General features: G+C 45.9%; 17 protein-coding genes and 2 pseudogenes. 7 read left to right on the forward strand and 12 right to left on the reverse strand.

Annotated features, from left to right (window positions below; genetic code table 11):
* The first annotated feature begins 63 nt into the window (after window positions 1-63).
* Genes pqqB through GYK50_RS06915 form a run of 5 tightly spaced genes read left to right on the forward strand, consistent with a single transcriptional unit; the run spans window position 64 to window position 4,263 of the window.
* Window positions 64-975 (forward strand): pyrroloquinoline quinone biosynthesis protein PqqB, encoded by a 912-nt coding sequence (gene pqqB / locus GYK50_RS06895; RefSeq protein WP_071001528.1) that lies wholly within the window; start codon window positions 64-66, stop codon window positions 973-975.
* Between the two features lie 21 nt (window positions 976-996).
* Window positions 997-1,764 carry a pyrroloquinoline-quinone synthase PqqC gene (pqqC, locus tag GYK50_RS06900; RefSeq protein ID WP_420070443.1) on the forward strand — a complete coding sequence of 256 codons (768 nt, stop codon included), beginning with the start codon at window positions 997-999 and terminating at the stop codon, window positions 1,762-1,764.
* The gene (gene pqqD, locus GYK50_RS06905) at window positions 1,761-2,057 is read left to right on the forward strand and encodes a pyrroloquinoline quinone biosynthesis peptide chaperone PqqD (protein WP_058025981.1); all 297 of its coding nucleotides are present in this window, start codon (window positions 1,761-1,763) and stop codon (window positions 2,055-2,057) included. The genes pqqC and pqqD overlap by 4 nt, the downstream gene beginning before the upstream one ends.
* Entirely contained in the window at window positions 2,054-3,205 is a 1,152-nt protein-coding gene (pqqE, locus tag GYK50_RS06910; RefSeq protein ID WP_212563562.1) for a pyrroloquinoline quinone biosynthesis protein PqqE, read from the forward strand. The genes pqqD and pqqE overlap by 4 nt, the downstream gene beginning before the upstream one ends.
* Window positions 3,202-4,263, forward strand: coding sequence for a dipeptidase (locus tag GYK50_RS06915; protein WP_420070444.1), 1,062 nt, complete (start codon window positions 3,202-3,204; stop codon window positions 4,261-4,263). The genes pqqE and GYK50_RS06915 overlap by 4 nt, the downstream gene beginning before the upstream one ends.
* 478 nt (window positions 4,264-4,741) lie before the next feature.
* On the opposite strand, the pseudogene GYK50_RS06920 reads toward GYK50_RS06915, so the two are convergent.
* The 5 genes and pseudogenes from GYK50_RS06920 to GYK50_RS06940 form a co-directional block, all read right to left on the reverse strand.
* Window positions 4,742-5,322 (reverse strand): annotated as a pseudogene (locus GYK50_RS06920) (IS1595 family transposase).
* A gap of 45 nt (window positions 5,323-5,367) precedes the next feature.
* Window positions 5,368-6,222, reverse strand: a complete 855-nt coding sequence (locus GYK50_RS06925; protein WP_156770949.1) for an SDR family NAD(P)-dependent oxidoreductase — start codon at window positions 6,220-6,222, stop codon at window positions 5,368-5,370.
* Between the two features lie 286 nt (window positions 6,223-6,508).
* Complete coding sequence (locus GYK50_RS06930) at window positions 6,509-7,636, reverse strand: M14 family metallopeptidase (RefSeq protein ID WP_071001524.1); 1,128 nt, start codon at window positions 7,634-7,636, stop codon at window positions 6,509-6,511.
* Window positions 7,637-7,959: 323 nt separating this feature from the next.
* Window positions 7,960-8,784 carry a DODA-type extradiol aromatic ring-opening family dioxygenase gene (locus tag GYK50_RS06935; protein WP_071001523.1) on the reverse strand — a complete coding sequence of 275 codons (825 nt, stop codon included), beginning with the start codon at window positions 8,782-8,784 and terminating at the stop codon, window positions 7,960-7,962.
* A 136-nt stretch (window positions 8,785-8,920) separates the two neighbouring features.
* Window positions 8,921-9,373 carry a DoxX family protein gene (locus GYK50_RS06940; protein ID WP_071001522.1) on the reverse strand — a complete coding sequence of 151 codons (453 nt, stop codon included), beginning with the start codon at window positions 9,371-9,373 and terminating at the stop codon, window positions 8,921-8,923.
* A gap of 386 nt (window positions 9,374-9,759) precedes the next feature.
* Between GYK50_RS06940 and GYK50_RS06945 the strand changes: the two genes are divergently transcribed.
* A complete protein-coding gene (locus tag GYK50_RS06945; RefSeq protein ID WP_071001521.1) occupies window positions 9,760-10,755 on the forward strand; it encodes a phosphatase PAP2 family protein in 996 nt (331 codons plus the stop codon).
* Window positions 10,756-11,568: 813 nt separating this feature from the next.
* Here GYK50_RS06945 and GYK50_RS06950 read toward each other — a convergent pair.
* A pseudogene (locus GYK50_RS06950) lies at window positions 11,569-12,165 on the reverse strand (IS1595 family transposase).
* Between the two features lie 190 nt (window positions 12,166-12,355).
* Here GYK50_RS06950 and GYK50_RS06955 point away from each other — a divergent pair.
* Window positions 12,356-13,270, forward strand: coding sequence for a LysR family transcriptional regulator (locus GYK50_RS06955; RefSeq protein WP_212563563.1), 915 nt, complete (start codon window positions 12,356-12,358; stop codon window positions 13,268-13,270).
* 145 nt (window positions 13,271-13,415) lie between these two features.
* Here the strand turns inward: GYK50_RS06955 and GYK50_RS06960 are convergent, their stop codons facing one another.
* From GYK50_RS06960 to GYK50_RS06985, 6 genes are all read right to left on the reverse strand, one after another.
* Window positions 13,416-14,411 carry a hypothetical protein gene (locus GYK50_RS06960; RefSeq protein WP_227517170.1) on the reverse strand — a complete coding sequence of 332 codons (996 nt, stop codon included), beginning with the start codon at window positions 14,409-14,411 and terminating at the stop codon, window positions 13,416-13,418.
* Between the two features lie 198 nt (window positions 14,412-14,609).
* Window positions 14,610-15,089 (reverse strand): acyl-CoA thioesterase, encoded by a 480-nt coding sequence (locus GYK50_RS06965; protein WP_071001519.1) that lies wholly within the window; start codon window positions 15,087-15,089, stop codon window positions 14,610-14,612.
* A gap of 165 nt (window positions 15,090-15,254) precedes the next feature.
* Window positions 15,255-16,943 carry a fatty acid--CoA ligase gene (locus tag GYK50_RS06970; protein ID WP_212563564.1) on the reverse strand — a complete coding sequence of 563 codons (1,689 nt, stop codon included), beginning with the start codon at window positions 16,941-16,943 and terminating at the stop codon, window positions 15,255-15,257.
* 61 nt (window positions 16,944-17,004) lie between these two features.
* On the reverse strand, window positions 17,005-18,207 hold the full coding sequence (locus GYK50_RS06975) for a 3-oxoadipyl-CoA thiolase (RefSeq protein WP_212563565.1): 1,203 nt from the start codon (window positions 18,205-18,207) through the stop codon (window positions 17,005-17,007).
* A 66-nt stretch (window positions 18,208-18,273) separates the two neighbouring features.
* Window positions 18,274-19,854, reverse strand: a complete 1,581-nt coding sequence (locus GYK50_RS06980) for a 3-hydroxyacyl-CoA dehydrogenase (protein ID WP_212563566.1) — start codon at window positions 19,852-19,854, stop codon at window positions 18,274-18,276.
* Between the two features lie 70 nt (window positions 19,855-19,924).
* Complete coding sequence (locus GYK50_RS06985) at window positions 19,925-20,701, reverse strand: enoyl-CoA hydratase (protein ID WP_212563567.1); 777 nt, start codon at window positions 20,699-20,701, stop codon at window positions 19,925-19,927.
* Window positions 20,702-20,736: the final 35 nt, after the last annotated feature.

Raw genomic sequence — 20,736 nt, forward strand, 5'->3', positions numbered from 1 at the left:
ATACATTAAAAGCCCTAGATGATTAGGGCTTTTACTTTTTTTGACATTTGGAAATATTGCGCTATGTATATTCACGTTTTAGGCTCAGCAGCGGGCGGCGGTTTTCCGCAGTGGAACTGTAACTGCGAAAACTGCCACGGCGTACGTCAAGGCACCATCGAAGCAAAGACCCGTACCCAGTCCTCGATCGCCATATCAGAAAATGGTGTTGACTGGATTTTGTTTAACGCTTCACCAGACATTCGCCAGCAGCTATATGACTTTAAAGCGGCTCAGCCAGCGCGTCAATTACGAGACACAGGCATCACCGATGTGGTATTGATGGACAGTCAGCTTGACCACACCACGGGATTGTTGACCCTACGTGAAGGCTGCCCCATCTCTGTTTGGTGTACGGACATGGTGCATGACGATCTCAGCACAGGATTTCCGCTGTTCAACATGCTAAAGCACTGGAATGGCGGCCTACAGTACAATCAAATCGACCCAAAGCAAAGCTTTCAAATTGACGGCTATAGCAATTTAGAACTGACACCTTTGGTGATTAGAAGCTCAGCGCCGCCGTATTCGCCGCATCGCAATGACCCTCATGATGGCGATAATATCGCGCTGATTGTGAAAGATTTAAAAACACAAAAGCAGCTGTTCTACGCGCCAGGCTTGGGCAAAATTGATGACGACGTGATGCAAATCATGAAAGCGTCTGATTGCGTGATGATTGACGGTACACTATGGACAGACAACGAGATGCAAGAACGCGGCGTTGGCATCAAAACAGGCCAAGACATGGGGCATTTGCACATCAGTGGTGACGATGGCTCACTGCATTATCTCGATCAGCTCGACAATGCTCGCAAAGTGCTCATTCATATTAATAACACCAACCCGATATTAAACGAGCAATCAGAGCAAGCGGCGACCTTAAAACAGCACGGCGTTGAAGTGGCGTTCGATGGCATGCAGATAGAACTGTAAGACACACGGTAAGGCAATCCTATGACAACAATAACAGAAGACAATATCGCCTTAAGTCCAGAAGCGTTTGAACAAGCGATTATGGCAAAAGGTCAGTATTATCATATCCACCATCCTTTTCATATCATGATGCACGAAGGGCGCGCCACGCAGCAGCAAATCCAAGCGTGGGTCGCCAATCGGTTTTATTATCAAATCAATATCCCGCTAAAAGATGCGGCGATTATGGCGAACTGTCCCGATCAGCGCGTGCGTCAAGAGTGGATCCAGCGCATGATTGATCAAGATGGCGTTTATCCTGATGGGGGCGGGCGCGAAGCGTGGCTCGGTCTGGCGGAAGCGGTTGGACTGACGCGTGAGCAGGTGATTTCGGAAGAATTGGTATTACCCGGTGTGCGTTTTGCTGTTGATGCTTATGTGAACTTTGCCCGCCGTACCTCATGGCGTGAGGCCGCTAGTAGCTCATTGACCGAGCTGTTTGCCCCGCAGATTCACCAGTCGCGTTTAGAGTCTTGGCCCAAGCACTATCCTTGGATTAAAGAAGAAGGCTATACCTATTTTCGCTCGCGCCTCAGTCAAGCCCGCCGTGATGTTGAGCATGGCCTGACCATCACGCTTGACTCATTCAAAACGGCAGAGCAGCAAGAACGCATGCTTGAGATATTACAATTTAAACTCGATATTTTATGGACGATATTGGATGCCTTGAGCCTCGCCTATGTGCATGACCAAGCGCCTTATCAAAGCGTCACTACTGACCATGTCTGGCATAAAGGATTGTTCAAATGAGTATACCCGCGAGTTTACCTGAGCTGGATCAATCTCTGGTTCCCACATGGCGTCATGGCTATCGCTTTCAGTTTGAGCCAGCGCAAGACGCGTATGTCCTACTCTACCCTGAAGGGATGATAAAACTCAATGACAGCGCCAGTATCATTGGACAACATATCGATGGCACCGCATCGGTTGCTGATATTATCCAAAAGGTGCAAGCCATGTTTGGCGACGTGCCTGAAATCGAGCAAGACATTATCGAATATATGCTGGTCGCCCAGCGTGAACATTGGATTGATTTAGTATGACTGCACCCGTCGGACTACCGCTATGGTTACTCGCTGAGTTGACCTATCGCTGCCCCTTACAATGCCCGTATTGCTCAAACCCCATTGACTATGCTCAGTATAAAGACGAGCTGACGACACAGGAATGGTTTGATGTGTTTGATCAAGCGCGGCAAATGGGAGCGGTGCAGCTGGGGTTTTCTGGCGGTGAACCACTGGTGCGTCAAGACCTAGAAGAGCTGGTCGCTTATGCGCATCAAAAAGGCTTCTATACCAATCTCATCACCTCAGGTATGGGACTGACTGAAGCACGCATTGCCAGTCTAAAAGAAGCAGGCCTACAGCATATTCAGATCAGCTTCCAGGCCAGTGATCCATCGGTGAACAATGCATTGGCAGGCTCCAAACATGCTTTTGAGCAAAAGTATGAGATGTCACGTCTGGTCAAACAATACGACTATCCGATGGTGCTTAACTTTGTGATTCATCGGCAAAACATTGATCAGATTGACCAGATTATTGATCTGTGTTTAGAGCTGGAAGCGGATACGGTTGAATTGGCTATCTGCCAGTTTTATGGTTGGGCGTTTGCAAATATCGAAGGCCTACTACCGACTAAAGAACAAGTCGTGCGCGCCGAACGCATTACCAACGAATACCGCAAAAAAATCGCCGAGCTGGGCATTAAGTGCAAATTGATTTTTGTCGTCCCTGATTATTACGAAGAGCGCCCAAAAGCGTGTATGGATGGTTGGGGCAAGATTTTCTTGACCGTCGCGCCCGATGGCACCGCGCTTCCCTGTCATGCGGCAAGACAGCTGCCGATAGCATTTCCGAACGTCAAGCAAACACCGCTAAAAGACATCTGGTATGACTCGGCGAGCTTTAATCAGTATCGCGGTGATGAATGGATGCCTGACATGTGCCAAAGCTGCCCCGATAAAGAACGCGATTATGGCGGCTGCCGTTGCCAAGCGTTTATGCTGACGGGCGATGCCAAAAACGCCGATCCTGTGTGCGGCAAATCACCTTATCATTATTTAATTGAAGAGGCGCGCATCAATAGTGAAACGCCCGTCGCCTTTGAAGACTTACGCTTTAGGAACCCCAAAAACTCTAAGCTACTCAGCAAAGAGGCGCGCATCCCAACGCAGACGGTGACAGAATGAATAAAGCGACCATGACCCAGCCTATAGTCTTTGATGGACACAATGATTTATTAACCCGCCTTTGGCTCAGCTCAGCGGCTGACCCTGTGCATGATTTTATTTATGGCACACTACCGGGACATTTAGATTTAAAGCGTTGCCGACGAGCAAGATGGATGGGCGGCTTGTTTTCTATTTTCTTACCGCCCTACGCTTATGTAAAAAACAACCATCCTGATAAGTTATCCAACCCGTCAAACTCAGACTTCACCGCGCAAGAAATCGTTGATATTTGCTGTGCGCAACTAGAACTTGCCCAGCAATTGCAGGCGCGATCAGACGGTCAGATTCAGATCTGTACGTCTGTTGCACAAATAAAAGCCTGTCAGCAGAACCAGCAACTGGCCATCGTTTTGCATCTTGAAGGCGCTGAGTTTTTAGCTATTGAGCCTGACTTGCTGGATGTGTTTTATGAATCAGGACTCAGAAGTATTGGCCCACTGTGGAATAGAAAAAGCCTGTTCGGTGATGGCTTAAATGCGTCTTTTCCGCATTCGCCAGACACAGGCTCTGGACTCACCGAGGCAGGTAAAGACCTTATTTTAGCGTGCCGTGATAAGCATATGCTGATTGATGTGTCGCATATGAATGAGCGGGCGTTTTGGGATACGTTAGAGATTGCCGATCAGCCGATTGTCGCAACGCATTCCAATGCGCACGCCTTATGCGCGCAAGCAAGAAACCTGACTGATCGACAACTGGCTGCCATTAAACAAAATGGTGGTCTGGTTGGGGTGAACTTCGACGTGGCGTTTCTACGTGCGGATGGGCAGCGAGATACGCATACCTCACTTGATGTGATCGTCGATCATCTTGCTTATCTGATTGACCATTTGGGCGAAGATCACGTTGGCTTTGGCTCTGATTTCGATGGTTGTCTATTACCTGATGAATTGTCTGATATCAGTCAAATCTCTAAGCTGATTGAGCGGATGCAACAACGTCACTTCTCTGATGCGCTTATTGAAAAGATCACGTCAAAGAATTGGTTTAGGGTGTTGGATGAGATATGGGAGTGATGGTTTATATCTTTGGATACCACGAAATAAAATATCTATATCGATGCGTATTGCTCTAAGAGTTGGATATAGTCGAACCACTATTAAAGTGTTACAGCGTTAGACTCGTTTAGCCTACTACTGTAGTACTTGCACTCGTCTGCCTTGTACCACTTTTAATATTGGTTGACTATAACGGGTATGAATTTTTCCTGACTCCCAAGGTGCTTTTTCATACTATTTACTATTAAAAATATAAAGCCTAACTGATTACCTTAGGCTCTATGATAAAAATCATCGAGCGTTAAGCCTCATTTTCATCGGTCAAGTACCACTCCATAAACTCATAGAAGCTATCCCAATGCGGTAATGTACCGTCCGCTAGTTGCTGTAGCTGTCCCATCTGAAAATCCCATACACTGTCATCTTCTATATTGTACAGATATCCCCCTTCACCTTCGCCTGTACTAAATAAAATGTAAGGGGCTGTCCTAGATAACTAGTTCAAACCCTGTTTAATCCATTGTTTTAATTGTAGTAATTGCGACTTTGGGTCACTGTGATTAAAACGCCACTCACATTCCTTTAAATAGAGGTGAAAATGCTCTTTTGGAACCCCGTTAAACTTGCGTAGATGCCGTTTAGCTTGGTTCCAGAAGTTCTCTATACCATTAATATGATTCTTGTCATTAACAAAGGTTTTGGAGTGGTTGATGAGATAATGAGTAAACTCACTGACATCTAATGCGTTATAGCTTTTAAATGAGTCAGTATAAACAATGCTATCAGGCTTCACTTACGCTTTAATAGGCCAAACACGGGCACTTTGCTACCAGCACCTCGCCCTCGCTTGCCTTTACGAGTGCCACCAAAGTATGATTCATCTACTTCGATTTCGCCTTCAAATAGACCAGGGTCTTGACTATTCTCGTAAATAAGCACTCGTAGCCTATGAAAGTAATAACTGGCTGTGGTTTTATTAACACCAATTAGGCTTGCTGCTGTTCTCGCGGTAGAACCGGCAACAAATAGCTCGATGAGTCTGTTTTGTTTATACCAACTTAGTTTACTCTTTCTCATAGTACTATCCTAAATAATTTTACTTATCTAGGACAGCCCCTATTTTTAATATAACGACTGTAACACCTGCTGTGTTTGGCTTTCTAGCTCTGCAATGGCTTCTTTGTCTAACGCATCGGCATGCGGTTGACCAAATTCGCCCCTAGCATCGCCATGTGTACCATCTTTGATATCGTTGTCAAAGTATTTACCCGTGTCGTCCGCGAACTCGTCCGAGACCGCCAATGCCGTTAAGATATTTGCGCCTTTATCTGCTGATGACCAGTGATGACCGTAGGCTTCATCAACCATCTTGGTGTTCAGCAGTGAGCCTGGGTTAACAGCGATCACATTGATACCATCGCTAGCGACTCTGTCTGCCAAATCCATACTCCACATCGTGAGCGCCAGCTTACTTTGCGCATAGGCAGCTTTGTCATCGAGACGCTCTTGTCCTACAAATGCCTTATATGATATTGGTGCTTGAGCAGCCGAGCTCAGATTCACAATACGCGCTTTACTAGATTGCTTGAGTAAAGGTAATAAAGCATTGGTCAGCTCATAAGGCGCTAGGTAATTGACCACAAAGCGTACGTCCAAACCATCTTTAGTCATCGCTGATGCCGTGGTATAAATCCCTGCGTTGTTTATCAATACATCCAGCTTTGGTAGCTTTTTATTGACGTCTGTGGCCATCTTGAGTACAGCCGTTAAGTCAGAGAAATCAGCGACAAATCCATCAATATGATCTACCGCGTCGCCTGTTGCCACTGCTTGAACTTCTGCAATGACGCTGGCAAGTTTGTCAGCATCGCGGCCATGCAGGTACACTTGATGCCCAGCCTCTGCTAGCTTTAAAGCAGCCAACTTACCAATGCCATCTGTGCTACCGGTAATTAAAATTGTTTTAGTTTTACTCATGATTGCAACCATCCTGATTATTTAACTTATGGTTATATTATTAGGTACACGCTACATTTTATCCGCCGTCATGGTATCCATTGTTATGAAAGTGTTGTACTTCATACAGCCACTATTGATCATTTTTCAGTATTATTTTAAAAGTGGCGAACGCTTTATATAATTGTTTACTATAGGAAAATCATAACTATACACATAAATATCTGATAAATAAAAAACGCTAGTAAGTGAGTACTTACTAGCGTTTGAACAACGACTGTCTATCTAAATCTTCAGTTAGCGTCAATTAACGTAAATCGTCAACGACGGCTAGCATAGCGATAAGCGATGCTTCCCCTAACTGAATAGAACGCTCTGGTGACCAGCCCATCTCTGTATCAGGTAGATTATCGTTGTCTTTAAATGGCATCTCTAACGTATTGGCAAGACAATCAAAACGCTCAGCGACCCAATGGGTTGCAAGCGTCATGTTCGCCTCACCTGGCGCATCAATCTCATAGCCGACCTCGGTCTGAAAATCGGCATTGGCTAATTTCAATGCGTCTGAAAACCGATCACGTAGATGTGCGAGGCGCTCATTATAACTCGGCGTGCCTTGAGAGCCCGCAAGGAATGCATACGGCAATGCTTCATCGCCATGCACATCATAAAACAGATCAACGCCCGTCTCTTCCATCTTCTTAATCACATAAAACACTTCAGGGCTTTTGTCCAAGCTTGGACTTGCCCACTCACGGTTTAGATTCGTACCTGCGGCGTTCGTACGTAGATGCCCGCGTACACTGCCATCAGGATTCATATTGGGCACAATATAGAAATTGGCTTTATCTAATAACAGCCTGCTATTGGCATTGTCGCTGTCTAACAAGCTATAGAGCAAACCTTCGACCAGCCATTCCGCCATCGTTTCACCCGGATGCTGACGCGCAGTGATCCAAATATTGCGTTTATTAGTATCGCCATCACCAATTTTGACCAAAGTCAAATCACGCTTATCCAGCGTGTCACCCAAATGCTCTAGCGTCACTAGCGGATGTGTCTGTACAGCGGCTAATAAATCTTGATGACGCTCATAGCTATAAGGGGCAAAATAAGCAATTTGAATGGTCTCGCACGCCAGCTCTGCCACGATGGTTAATTTGCCATCTTGGTAAGAAGTAGGCAAACGAAACCAATGCTGACGATCGTAGGAAGCGACTGCTTGATAATTCTCCCACCCTTCGAGATAGGAAGCCTCACCTGCATTCATAATATTGAGAACGTACTTCCCTCCAACCTCGCCAGAGAGACGGAAGTTAAACCATTGAAAAAATTCTTCGCCAACGTCTGGACGAATGGCGAGCTGAATATTATTTTTATCTTCTATATTAAGTACGTCAATATTACCTGCGTCAAAATTGGCAGTGATACGCATGATCGCTCCTTGATGGGTTGTGATGAGTGGATTTGATAAGCTCAATTGAGGCATAAAGACATATGATAGTCTGTTTTATGCTAGATATGGGCCAATCTAATACAGTAGAACCTCAATAAAATTGATACAGCATAGGAAACGCGCTCGATTAAACGCTACTTTTCTTGCTTGCTGTGACTGCGTCTCCAGAGGCTGCGAAAAATAGCGTTTAATCTTGCTATACCATTTTTATAATGGTTTCACTATACAGTAGCGTATTATTTTATTGGTCATCACGCCCTCTTTTTCAAGTGATCAGCTGAATGGCGCTCTCTACTTGGACTTTATCCAAACTGAAAAGCAGATAGCTGCGTTTTTAGCACTTGCTCAGAGTAAATTTTATCCCCTTTATCATTGCCTGCTGCACCTGCTGCCACCATCAGCGGTAGCAAATGCTCCTCTGCGCCTAATGGATGTGAGGCTGTTGCATAAGGGGCTTTTGACCAGTTAGCCAGTGCTGACCATCGCGTCTCCCAATCCGCTGCGACAGTATCGGTCAGCCAGTCGTCAAAAACTTCAGACGGTGCGGTGAAGTTTGCATCACCATAGCCGCGCATATTATGAAAACTCATACCGCTACCGATGATCAACACCCCTTCTTGGCGTAATGATTGCAGGGCTTGACCTGCTGCCAGATGCGCTTCTGGGTCGAGATCATTACGTAGTGACATCTGTACCACGGGAATATCTGCCTCAGGGAACATTACCTTTAACGGTATAAAGACGCCGTGATCAAATCCACGCGCCGCATCTTGCTCATTTGGAATGCCTGCCGCTGTCAGCAGATTACTGACTCGCTCAGACAACGCGGGCGCACCTGATGCCGGGTAAGCCAAATCATAAGTATGCTCAGGAAAGCCATAATAATCGTAAATCAGATCAGGTTTTGCGCCAGAGGTGATACGAAATTCAGGCGTCTGCCAATGGCCGCTAATGATCAAGATAGCTTTTGGTCGCTCAGGTAATCGAGTGGTAATGCTCGCTAAAAAACTTGCCATACCGTCCCATGTATCCGCAGGTTGCCAATCCATAAAAAAACAAGGTCCTGCGCCATGCGGTATAAAGAATACAGGCAGGCTTACTGCCTCGTTAGATGTGTATATGCTCATCACTTTCTCCTTGTCACTTTTATAAGATGGTTTTATTGGTTGATATAAAGCGGTTAACGTGAGTCATGACGATCTTGAAGGTGACACTTTTTTAGTGTTACTGATAGCCATTAAAGGTAACTATTACACAATCCGCTTAAGCTCGCCCTAGATTTTTTGATAATACCTTATCCATACTTATCGCACCGCCACCTTGTACCACCAGTGCCAGCAGCGCCACCATCAAGGTCAATGCATATTCGTAGCCGCCATTGGCAATGAATAAGCCACTACCGATATGGACAGAAAAAATAGCAACTAACATCGTAAAAGCGGCGATCAATGCTGCAGGTCTCGTTAATAATCCTAATACTAACGCAAGACCACCAAAAAACTCAGCACCGCCTGCTAAGATAGCCATCAGGTAGCCGGGCTCCATACCCATACTGCTCAACCAGCCTGCCGTACCTGCCAGCCCATTGCCGCCAAACCAGCCAAATAGCTTTTGCGCGCCATGTGCCATCAAAATTAGGCCCACAGGTACACGAAGGATTAAGGCAGCTGTGCCAGCTTTCGATGTTAAAACTCTATTGAATAATGAGGATTGCATTGATGAGTACTCCATAACGTAATAGTAAGATAAAGTGTTTAGATATTGGTATAAACATACTTTACTATCATCGTTATGGAAGAGTAAGCCAAGTTATATTGAATAATTATCAACGTAGTGTTGTTAATTGGTTGGACACCAAGACTATCAAACATAGTAAGGGTCTGAAGAAAAGAGTCTGGTCAGTCATCTCATCAATGGGGTTTTTCTGCATTGACACACCTTAAACAAAAGCAGACAGCAATCATCAATAGGTCTGCTACAGTAGCAGCCGCTTCTGATTTAGTATCTGGTATTTGATATTCGGCATTTATTATTTGGCGCGTTGCCAAGCCACCTCCATCTGTCCCATTTTTATGACGCACGACACAAAGGCTTCTCTGTTCATGATCGCATTTATACAAGAAAACCAGCAGTTATTCAGTTTGGCGATGGCGCTATTGTGCATCGTTGTTTTCTTGTGGGTGCTACAATATGTATTGATTCATTATGGCAAGCCCGCGCTCAGTCTGATCTCACGCGGTGAGCTGTGGCTGCGTGGACATATCGCCCGCCTACCCTTGATCACACGTTTACAGGACAAATACCCTGTATTGTTTGGCTTTATCGCCAAGCGCTTTGCCCGCGGTCATTTTTCTGGTCTGATACTCACGGTTTTAACGCTGCTCAATGTATATATTTTGGCAGTGTTTGCAGGTTTGGTTGAGGATGTGGTGGAGGCCGACTCTATCGTGACCACTGATTTGTTTGTATCGCAGCATATGAGCGTACTGCGCGAGTCTGGCATCATAGATATCTTTGTGTTGATCACCAGTTTGGGCTCTACGCCCGTCACTTGCCTGATTGTCGTACTGACTGCCATTTTGTGTATGGTGGTGCGCCGGCCTTACGTCATTATAGGACTACTGGTCTCGACCATCGGCAGCACAGCCTTTACCTTTGTGAATAAAATGGTGTTTCAACGCGCACGCCCTGTCGATATTTTGTTGCATGAGCATACCTACTCATTCCCAAGTGGTCATGCGACGGTCAGCATCGCGCTCTATGGGTTTTTGGGTTATATGGCGATTCGTTTTAGCAGTCGCTTTGTTCGTCAAGTCCGGCTGCTCTCACTGGCTGTTTTGCTGTGTGTGCTGATTGGACTGAGTAGAATCGTGTTAAACGAGCACTATCTGAGCGATGTGCTAGGCGGGTTTTTGGTGGGGTCGCTGTGGCTGATCATTGCGATCAGTGTGACGGAGTGGCTGACCGCAAGGGGTAAGATTAATTGGCACATGTCATGGTCAAAAGGACAAATCTCACTGGTATGGCTGGGCGTCATCATGGTGTTTGTGGCCACACTGATTTATGCCAATATGTATCAGTTTCCACTGCTTGGGTAGTGGTGGAAACTAAATTGGCTTGGAAGGTATAAAACGCTCAGCGCTTATAACTGGCTAAATGTACTCTTTGATGTCATCATGAAATAAGTTAGGCAATGATCAGAGTTATACCCACGGATCATTAAGAAAATCAAATAGCTCCTGAAATAAAAAGTTAAAAAAACAGCCATTTTTTGTATATTTTAATGGCTTATTATAACGATTAGTTGAAGCCTTGATGAACACTCCCAGTAACTTCAAATTGATTTTGCTGAAACTCTACCGATGGAATATCAATATGGTCTTTTAACCAAGGCCACACTTCATTAGTTTTACCATTAGCCTGATGAGCTACGTAGAAAAATGATATTACGGGCTCTATAGTCAATCAATATTAAAAGTGGTACAAGGCAGACGAGTGCAGGTACTACAGTAGTAGGCTAAACGAGTCTAACGCTGTAACACTTTAATAGTGGTTCGACTATATGCAGTTGATAATATTAAAAATAGAGTCTTTGAAATATGCTTTATAAAACTCAGTTGCATCGATAGATTTCTGGTGGATTATCTCATTTCTGTACTCTTCAAGAGTAACAAAATGTCCCCACCATTTTTGCTTTTCTACAGCCTTAGTTTCGTACAACTCAGGAAGAATGTATTTAATCTTAGTTTTTAAACTAAGCCACCGCTTAATGGCTACTTTATCGTATGACTCTATAATACCTTTTGAGTTTTTCTTAGCTTGGTAAATGTGCCCATGAGGAATACTAAGATTAGCAAGTGCTTCTAAAGCAGTATAAGCAAAGACGATTGCAGATTGAATTTCTTCAAGGATTAAATATCACACCATTTTCTCAAGGTTTTCAGCTGATTAGATGGTGAACCATAGTTGAATCTAAACTCACACTCTTTTAAAAATAAATGGAAGTGCTTCTTATCGATTCCATTATACTTTCTGAGTGTTCATTTAGACTGATTCCAAAAGTTCTCAATGCCATTGATGTGATTGTTTTTACCGCAAATAAACTCTATAGAGTGATTGACTCTGAAATGTTTAAACTCGCTCACATCCAGTGCATTGTAACTTCGATAGCTATCCGTATAAACAAAGCTGTCAGGCTTGATGTTACGCTTAATGGCAGGCATTAGCGTGGTCTGCTTGGTGTCTGCTACGACCCCGCGACCTCTTTTACCTTTGTGTACACCGCCAAAGTAACTTTCATCTAATTCGACCTCACCATCAAAAAGCTCATCAGCTTCTAATGAGAGATGGTCATCTATCACAAGTCTTATTTTATGATAAAAAAGTGAAGCAGTATTAGGCTGAATATCAAGCAAATCTGCGGCTGTTCTAGCAGTCACTTCAGCTGTGAAAAACCCTAACAGCCTTCGCTGTACTTTTTTACTTAGTTTACAACGGGTTATCTTCATAAAAGTAGTCTAGCATAGTGCTTATCTACTACAGCCCCATTATCATTTATATTAAATAGAAACATTTTAGATGAAAAATCAACGCTGCTATCCAAGGTCAATAGAACGCACGACTTTACTATCGGTGAAGCAACAGCGTAAGATGACTGACGAGAGAATATTGATAACCGCTGGAAGGAAAACCTGAATAATGGATAGAATTGATGCGATGCGGGCGTTTGTATCAGTGGTGATTGAGGGCAGTTTTAGCAATGCCGCTACAGCCATGCAACTGTCGCCGCAGTTGGTGAGCAAATATGTGTCAAAGCTAGAAGAGCGACTGGATATACGCTTACTGAACCGCACGACCCGTAAAGTCAGTCTGACGGAGGCAGGTACTCACTATTTCGAGCATGCACAGCAAGTGTTACTCAGTATCGATGATATGGAGTCCAAATTAGGTGGGTTTCAGCAGAACCCAAAAGGCACATTGAGAATAAGCGCGCCTGTGTCCTTTGCCCTCAAACATATGGCAAAATTGGTGACGGATTTTCAGACACGTTATCCTTCGGTCAATGTCGATTTGCAGCTCAACGACCGCAAAGTAGATATCGTTGAAGAAGGATTTGATGTGGCGCTGCGCATCGGTCAGCTCAAAAGCTCGTCACTGATTGCTAAGCAAGTTGCGCCTGTCCGCGTCATCTTGTGTGCTTCCCCTGCCTATCTAGAGAAATATGGCGTGCCCAGCAAACCTGAAGACCTAGAAAACCATCGGTATTTGCATTACAGTTATATGGAAAAATACGGCAAAGAAGATATTTATCAGTGGCTAGATGCGACCAATCAGCTAAGCCCAGAGCTGAGCAGTAATAACGGAGATTTGCTTGTCAATGCGGCAGTGGCTGGCGCTGGAATAGCATTACAGCCCACGTTTATTGCAAGCGAAGCACTGAGTAAAGGGAAGCTTATGATGGTGTTACCTGATTATGAACCCGAGACATTGGGGTTGTATGCGGTGTACGCCCATCGAAAGCTGTTGCCGCACAAAATCAGATGTTTTATCGATTTTATCGAAGGGTATTACGGTTCACCGCCCTATTGGGATGAATCGATACAACACTTGTAGATAACTATTAGCGACCCTCACCAAAACACCCCATGCATTGATAAATGTCTAGGGTGTTGTTTAATGCGCTTGGTAGCATGACAAGTCTATCGTGAGCTATATTATAAATATCATTAAAAATAGCACCCCTCTCAATTCATCACTCTCAAAACTCGTATTTGGCCATTATTTCAATTTGCTGACCTGCTGGCATCCATGGAAAGGTCGTCGCACTTTGCTCTCGCCACTCAATCCCCAAGTCTAAATCTGGCAGATACTCATAGATAAGGTTGGCGCTTTTGACATTGGCAGAGGTATTTGCCGCGTCATCGACATTGACCTCACCATAACGCAAGTTGCCACGCAGTTTTTGAGAGAACTGATGCTTATAACCAACACTATAACCTGTCTGAGAGATCAGTTTGCCATCTTCAGCGTCACAATCGGCACCGCCATTCATAATAAGCGGCCCGCCCACACATATGGCAGAATAAGCACCCATGCCTTTACCATTGAACACACTACCATGGAGCGAATGCTCTCCCAAAGCCAGCTTGCCTGCTAAAGACACGCCGACGCCCACATCCGAGTCCTCTCCGTTCTCAGCCTCACGCGCCGTGACAGCGACATTATAGTCGAGATTGGCTATCTTATCTTTGTAGCTGACCACCATGTCAGGCAGGCTGGCATCGTCATACACGGGGTCTTGAGCGGTAAAACGCAGCCCCTTGTAAGTGTAATGCACCGTCAAATCTGGACGAATGTATGAGCCGCCACCGGAGGCTGTGCCGATACCTGTTCCCCAAAAATCAAGCTGCTCGGTGGAGAGGGGTGCAACGGCCAAAAATTGACCGTTCCACGTTTTACCCACTGTCAGATCATCCACTTGCACATAAGCATGGCGCAAGCGCAGGTTGGATCCGCCCTTGGCATAATCCCCATAAAAATCGCCTTCAATAAAACCTGTGAGCTTTTTATCCTCCACAGACTTGGTCGTCTTCATATTAATACGTGACTGGCGTAAGTTTCCTTTAAATTCTGAATCTCCCTCATCAGGCGAATTAAATGCCCCTTCTGCTTTGATATAACCCCCGATACTCAATGTTGTATCGCCCGTTGTCACAATATCGATCGCTTGCGCAGATGCGCAGGTTGCTACCATAGCCAATCCTATAGATAGCCTTTTTGTATAAAGCATCATTCCTCTCTTCCCTGTTATATGTTGATATCCTTATCAATGCCAATGGCGATTACGCGCTCTTTACTTCATAACCATGAATGCGTTTTTTATAAATTGCCTCCTACCTATTACCTGCTGTCTCATCAAAGAGTCAGTAACGAATTGATGTTCTATTGGGTGTTATGCTTCTTGGTCGATACTCTCTAATGCTGCAATGGCTTCTTTTTGCGTCTCATCGATTGGCTTTTTTTGTCCGCTCAATTTATCGAGATAGACCAAAACCGACTCACCGATTGCAACGACTTTTTTTAGTGCGGTACTATAATAGGTGTATTCGTGCACCAGACTTGAGTTGCCGATTTTTTTGACCTTGACGCCGATCCACAACGTATCAGGATAAGCAACTGGAGTAAGGTATCGACATGACGAGGCCGCCATCACCGAAAACGTTTTTTCATTAAATAAACCAAGCCGCCTGTTGTAGTAAATACGAGCATTTTGAGAGTATTCGTAATAGACCACATTGTTGACATGACCAAAGGTATCCATATCACCCCATTCCACTTGTTGAGGGTAGATCACCGTAAAGTCGTGTAATGGATGACTGTCATCACTGGTGACAGCTTCTTGTATTTCTGGAAATGTAGGAACCGCTTCCATAGCTTGTCTCTTTTTATTAGGTAGGTTTTGTTATATAGATGATGCGTGTGACTCAGGGTACTCATGACACACACCTCCTCCATCCCTAGCATTTATGCAGATACTAGGGTTTATATACGTCTTTTCTGTTAGTAAACTCGCTGTGATGGTGACAGGTCTATTTGGCTAGATGAGGTTTTCTGAATACATCGAGCGCATGCGTTTTTTATCGAGTTTACCGACGCTGGTTTTTGGCATCTCGGATAAGAACCTCACTTCACTTGGGACGCCATATTTTGGCAAATGACCTCTCTCAACCGCTTGATGACCCAGTGCCAAAATATCTGTCGACGTTGTATCGGCATAGTCTGGTTTTAGCACGACCAATGCAAGAGGGCGCTCGCCCCAGCGCGTATCTGGGACACCAATTACCGCGATATCAGCAACGCTTGGGTGAAAGGATAGAATCGTCTCAACCTCAAGCGAGGACACCCATTCGCCACCAGACTTGATAACGTCTTTTAGTCTATCGGTGATGCTCAGCGTACCATCGGCGCTTATGCAGGCAATGTCTTGCGTATGCATCCAGCCGCCTTTCCATAACGCATTGCCTGCATCGGGATTTTTAAAGTAGCTTTGCGTTAGCCACGGCGCTCGTATCACAAGCTCGCCTGTCGACTCACCATCCATCGGTTGGGGTTGACCATTTTCGTCCCAAATTTCCATCGATACCAGCATGATGGGCGAGCCTGACAGACAGCGATAATTGAGATTGTCCTCTAGGGTCATTGACTCGGTTTTGTCATCGAATACCGCTCGAGACAGCACAGGGCAGGACTCTGACATCCCAAACCCTGACATAAACTCAATACCGCACTCGATAGCGGCTTTAGCTAAGCCCTCATTGAGCTTTGAGCCCCCTAGCAGTAGTTTGAGATTCTCAAACTTACGACCGCGCGCGGCCATTTCTTTGAGGAGCATCTGCAATATGGCGGGGACGCCATGCGATAGCGTGACTTTATGCTGCTCAATCAAATCGACAAGCTTTGGAGCTAGATAGCGCCCCGGATATACTTGGTTTAGCCCTATCATTGTTGCGCCATATGGCCAGCACCACGCATGAACATGGAATAAAGGCGTCATTGGCATATAGACATCGTCGTAGCGCGCGCCTTGACCTTCGGCATTGAGCGCTGATGCCAAAGTGCTTGCCATCGTCTGTAGTACGATCTGGCGATGGGTAAAGAAAACTCCTTTTGGATCGCCTGTCGTCCCACTGGTATAAAAGGTGGTCGCGATGGTGTTTTCATCAAAATCTGGGAAGTCAAACTCGTCACTAGCAGCTGCTAATAGCGCCTCATATTCACCGTCAACATAGTCAGGCAGCTCAGCTTTCTCACTACTTGCATTGTCATCCTCTGCATCGTCTGCCCAGATGACATGCTCAATAGACGGTGCATCGTCACGATAATCTTTGATCATCGGCGCAAATTCAGCATTTAACAGCAGTGCTTTGGGTGCAGCATGGTTGACGGTGTACAGCACTTTATCTTCAGATAAGCGCACATTGACCGTTTGTAAAATCATGCCCGACATCGGCACGGCAAAGTATGCCTCAAGGTAACGATGACTGTCCCAATCCATGACCGCGACCACATCACCTGCCTGCAAACCCATGTTTTTTAAGACATTGGCCAAGCGATTGATACGCTTAAAAAACTCAGCATAAGTATAAGTCACTTTGTCCGCATAGCTAATGGTTTGGTTGGTGGAAGCGATTTTGGCACGGTTGAGTAGCTGCTTAATAATTAACGGAAACCCATACGCTTCTTCGGCCTGATGGTAGTTGTCATGTTGATTGAGTATGGTAGTCATAGTGTCATCCTTGATAATAAACTGTTCTTGATAATCAGTAATGTGGCGCGTGCTTTTAATATCAGACGCGCTCTATCACCATGGCAAGCCCTTGCCCGATGCCAATGCATAGGCTAACCACTGCATATTTGCCGCCCGTACGTTGTAATTCTCGAGCGGTACTCAAAGCGATTCGTGCACCAGATGCGCCCAGCGGATGCCCGACCGCGATGGCGCCGCCATTAGGATTGACGCGCTTATCATCAAAATCAATATCCAACCCTTTTAGACAACCCAGTACCTGTGAGGCAAAAGCTTCATTAATCTCAATGACAGACATGTCATCTAGCGTTAAATTTGCACGCTTTAATGCCAGCTTAATCGCTTCAACAGGACCCACGCCCATGATGTTAGGCTCAACCCCCATCGCACCTGATGATAAGATTTTGGCAATGGGCTTAAAGCCTAGCTTCTCTTCTGCTTGTTTTGAGCCGATGATAAGCGCAGCAGCACCATCATTGATACCGGAGGCATTACCTGCCGTAACTATGCCATTTTCATTTAAAGGTTTAAGCTTTTGTAGCGCTGCAATATCGGAGCTGGCACGAGGATGCTCATCATCGGTAACGACTTTTTCGGGCAACTTTTTACCTTGTGGGACGGTGATAGGCGTTATCTCATCGTCAAAGAATCCTGCTTGCTTGGCAGCTTGATATTTGGATTGCGATGCGGCGGCAAACTTATCGGCTTCCTCGCGCGTGATGCCATATTTATGAGCAACATTGTCACCCGTCTGCGGCATGGTATCGCTACCGAACTGCTCAATAATCTTTGGGTTAGGAAAACGGCTACCGATGGTCGTATCAAATACTTTAAAGTCACGGCTAAACGGCTTTTCTGTCTTGGCAAAGACAAAAGGCGCACGCGTCATCGACTCGACCCCACCCGCCAAAATAATATCCCCTTCATGACACGTAATACTGTGCGCAGCATCGACCACGGTAGACAGACCTGACGCACATAAGCGGTTGACGGTCTGACCCGGCGTGGTGACATCCAATCCTGCTAACAGAGCGGCATTGCGCGCGATATTGCGAGAATCCTCACCCGCTTGGTTGGCACTGCCTAGCAGCACTTCATCAAACACATCGCTCGGCAATTGATGTTTTTCGACCAGCGCTTTTATCACGGTGGCAACCAGATCATCAGGACGCACCGTTGCCAATGCACCGACATAGCGACCAAAAGGGCTTCTTAATCCATCATAAATATAGGCATCTAACATAACGTGTCCTTGTTGTATTTTTTCACTTTGAATAAATAGTTTTATAACGATATTTTGTTGTTTGTGCTAATAAATGGCCTGCTGAGTGAACAATGACACAGCCAGCTTGGCGCGGCGCTGTAACCAAGGGCTTGGGCGATAGCGTGGGTCGCCTGTGAGCGCGTAAATACGCTCTAAAATGAGCAGCACACGCGAGGCACCAAGATGATCGCCCCAAGAGATCGGACCATACGGATACCCCAGCCCAAGCTTGACGGCATTATCGATATCCTCTGGCGTGGCAATTTTTTGCATGGCGATATCACAGCCGAGATTGATTACCATGGCGACCACCCGCTGTGCCACAAAACCTGTACTTTCGGCAATCAGCGTGGCACTACCCGCCTCCTGCGCATCTGCTTCACGACTATCTGAGCCTTTATTACCCGTGCTACTGCCAAATAATGCATAAGCTTGCGCCACGAATCGTTCTTGCGTGACGATGCTTGGCATCAACGTACGATGCTTTGTAAGCTCGGTAAGCATATCAATGGCAACGGCTTGCTTGGGATCAACCTGATAACGAATCGCGGCATTGGTCGTATCTTCGCCATAGATGGCGAGTAGCACCAAACTATCAGGGTGTGGTGTGTCGTTGTCATCGATAGTGACGTCATGAGCATTTAAGTAATCAATTAGCTGCGTTTTATCTTCTGCCAAATCAGCGCCAATCCAAACTGAGCTAATAGTGGCATCAGATACAAGCACTTCGGACGATTGATTTTGAGCGCTATCTACAGAAATCTTTTGACCTTTTTCGTATTGATAAAAACCGCCGCCAACTTTACGGCCGAGCTTTTTGCCTACCAGCATTTGACGGGTTAATGGATGCGGGCGATAGCGCGCTTCATGATAAAACTGGTCGTAAATTGACTCCATCACGGGGTGTGACACATCAATGCCCGTCAGATCTAACAGCTCAAACGGCCCCATGCGAAAGCCGGCGCCCTCACGTAAAATACGGTCGATTTGCTCAAAACTTGCGACGCCCTCACCCAGTATTTTTAACGCTTCGGTGCCATAGGCTCTGCCACCATGGTTGACGATGAAACCCGGTGTGTCTTTTGCGACCACACCCAGATGACCCATCCGCTTGGCCAAATCAGTGAGCGCATCAATAACTGATTGCTGAGTAGAAAGGCCCGGAATGATTTCTACAATTTTCATCAGTGGTACGGGGTTAAAAAAGTGAAACCCTGCCACGCGCTCTGGATGATCGCAGTCAGCAGCGATGGCGGTAACTGATAATGAGGAAGTATTGGTCGCCAAAATAGTATCGGCGGTGACGACCTCTTCTAACTGGGCAAAAAGCTGTTTTTTGATGTCTAGATTTTCGATAATGGCTTCAACCACGATCTCAGCGGTCGCGATTTGGCTTAACTCTTGGACGACGGTTAAACGGTTTAGCATAGCTTGTAGCTCATCATCGCTGAATTTGCCTTTAGCGGTGAGCTTTTCGAGCATGGCTTGCAAGGAGTGTCGCCCTTGCTCAGCTGCGCCTGCTTTGGCGTCATATAAAAGAACTTGGATATCAGCTTGGGCAGCAATTTGGGCAATACCCATACCCATAATACCAGTGCCAACAATGGCAAGTGTATTCACGGTCATAATGATTCTCTACATAGTTTGCGATAGGAGTTGGTCGGCGTGGACAAAAGAGATAAGCGGCATCTGCCCCTTAATAGCCTTTATAGTCGGCTGAGCGCTTTTCCAAAAAAGCTTTGGCGCCTTCTTTTTGGTCATGCGTATCAAACAGAATCTGAAAGGCTTTACGCTCCAGTGCTAACGCGCCTTCTAAAGGCATATCAGCACCCAGCGTTGCCACCTCCTTGATTTGCGCTAAGGCAATAGGAGAATAGTTTGATAGCTGCTCGGCAATCTCGATGGCGCGAGTGATGGTAGCCTCATCGTCGACGACTTCAGAGACCAGCCCCATTGTGTCCGCCTCATCAGCACTGATCATATCGCCAGTCAGTACCATCTTCATGGCCTTGTGTTTGCCAAGGGCACGAAACAAACGCTGCGTGCCTCCTGCTCCTGGCATGAGTCCTATTTTGATCTCGGGCTGCCCAAATTTGGCAGATTTGCCAGCGATGATGATGTCAGCATGCATGGCCAGCTCACAGCCGCCGCCAAGCGCATAGCCATTGACAGCCGCGATGATGGGCTTGCGGCAATGAGTGATGGCATCCCAATAGCGCTCGCTACGACGCAAATACATATCAGCCGTACTGATCGTCAAAAAATCATTGATGTCGGCACCAGCGGCAAACACCTTGTCACCACCCGTCAGCACGATCGCCTTGGTTTGTGGATCATCATTTAACTGAATGAACAAATCTGCCATTTGTTGGCGTAGCTCACTGTTTAGTGCATTGCGCACTTTGGGGCGATTGAGCGTGATGACACTCACGCCCTCTTTTGGTTTTTCACAAATAATGAGTTGCTCTTCCATGATCCACTCCTTAAACCTCATTCTGATATAAAGTA

The organism is Psychrobacter pacificensis (genome assembly GCF_018336615.1).
GTDB classification, from domain to species: Bacteria; Pseudomonadota; Gammaproteobacteria; order Pseudomonadales; family Moraxellaceae; genus Psychrobacter; species Psychrobacter pacificensis.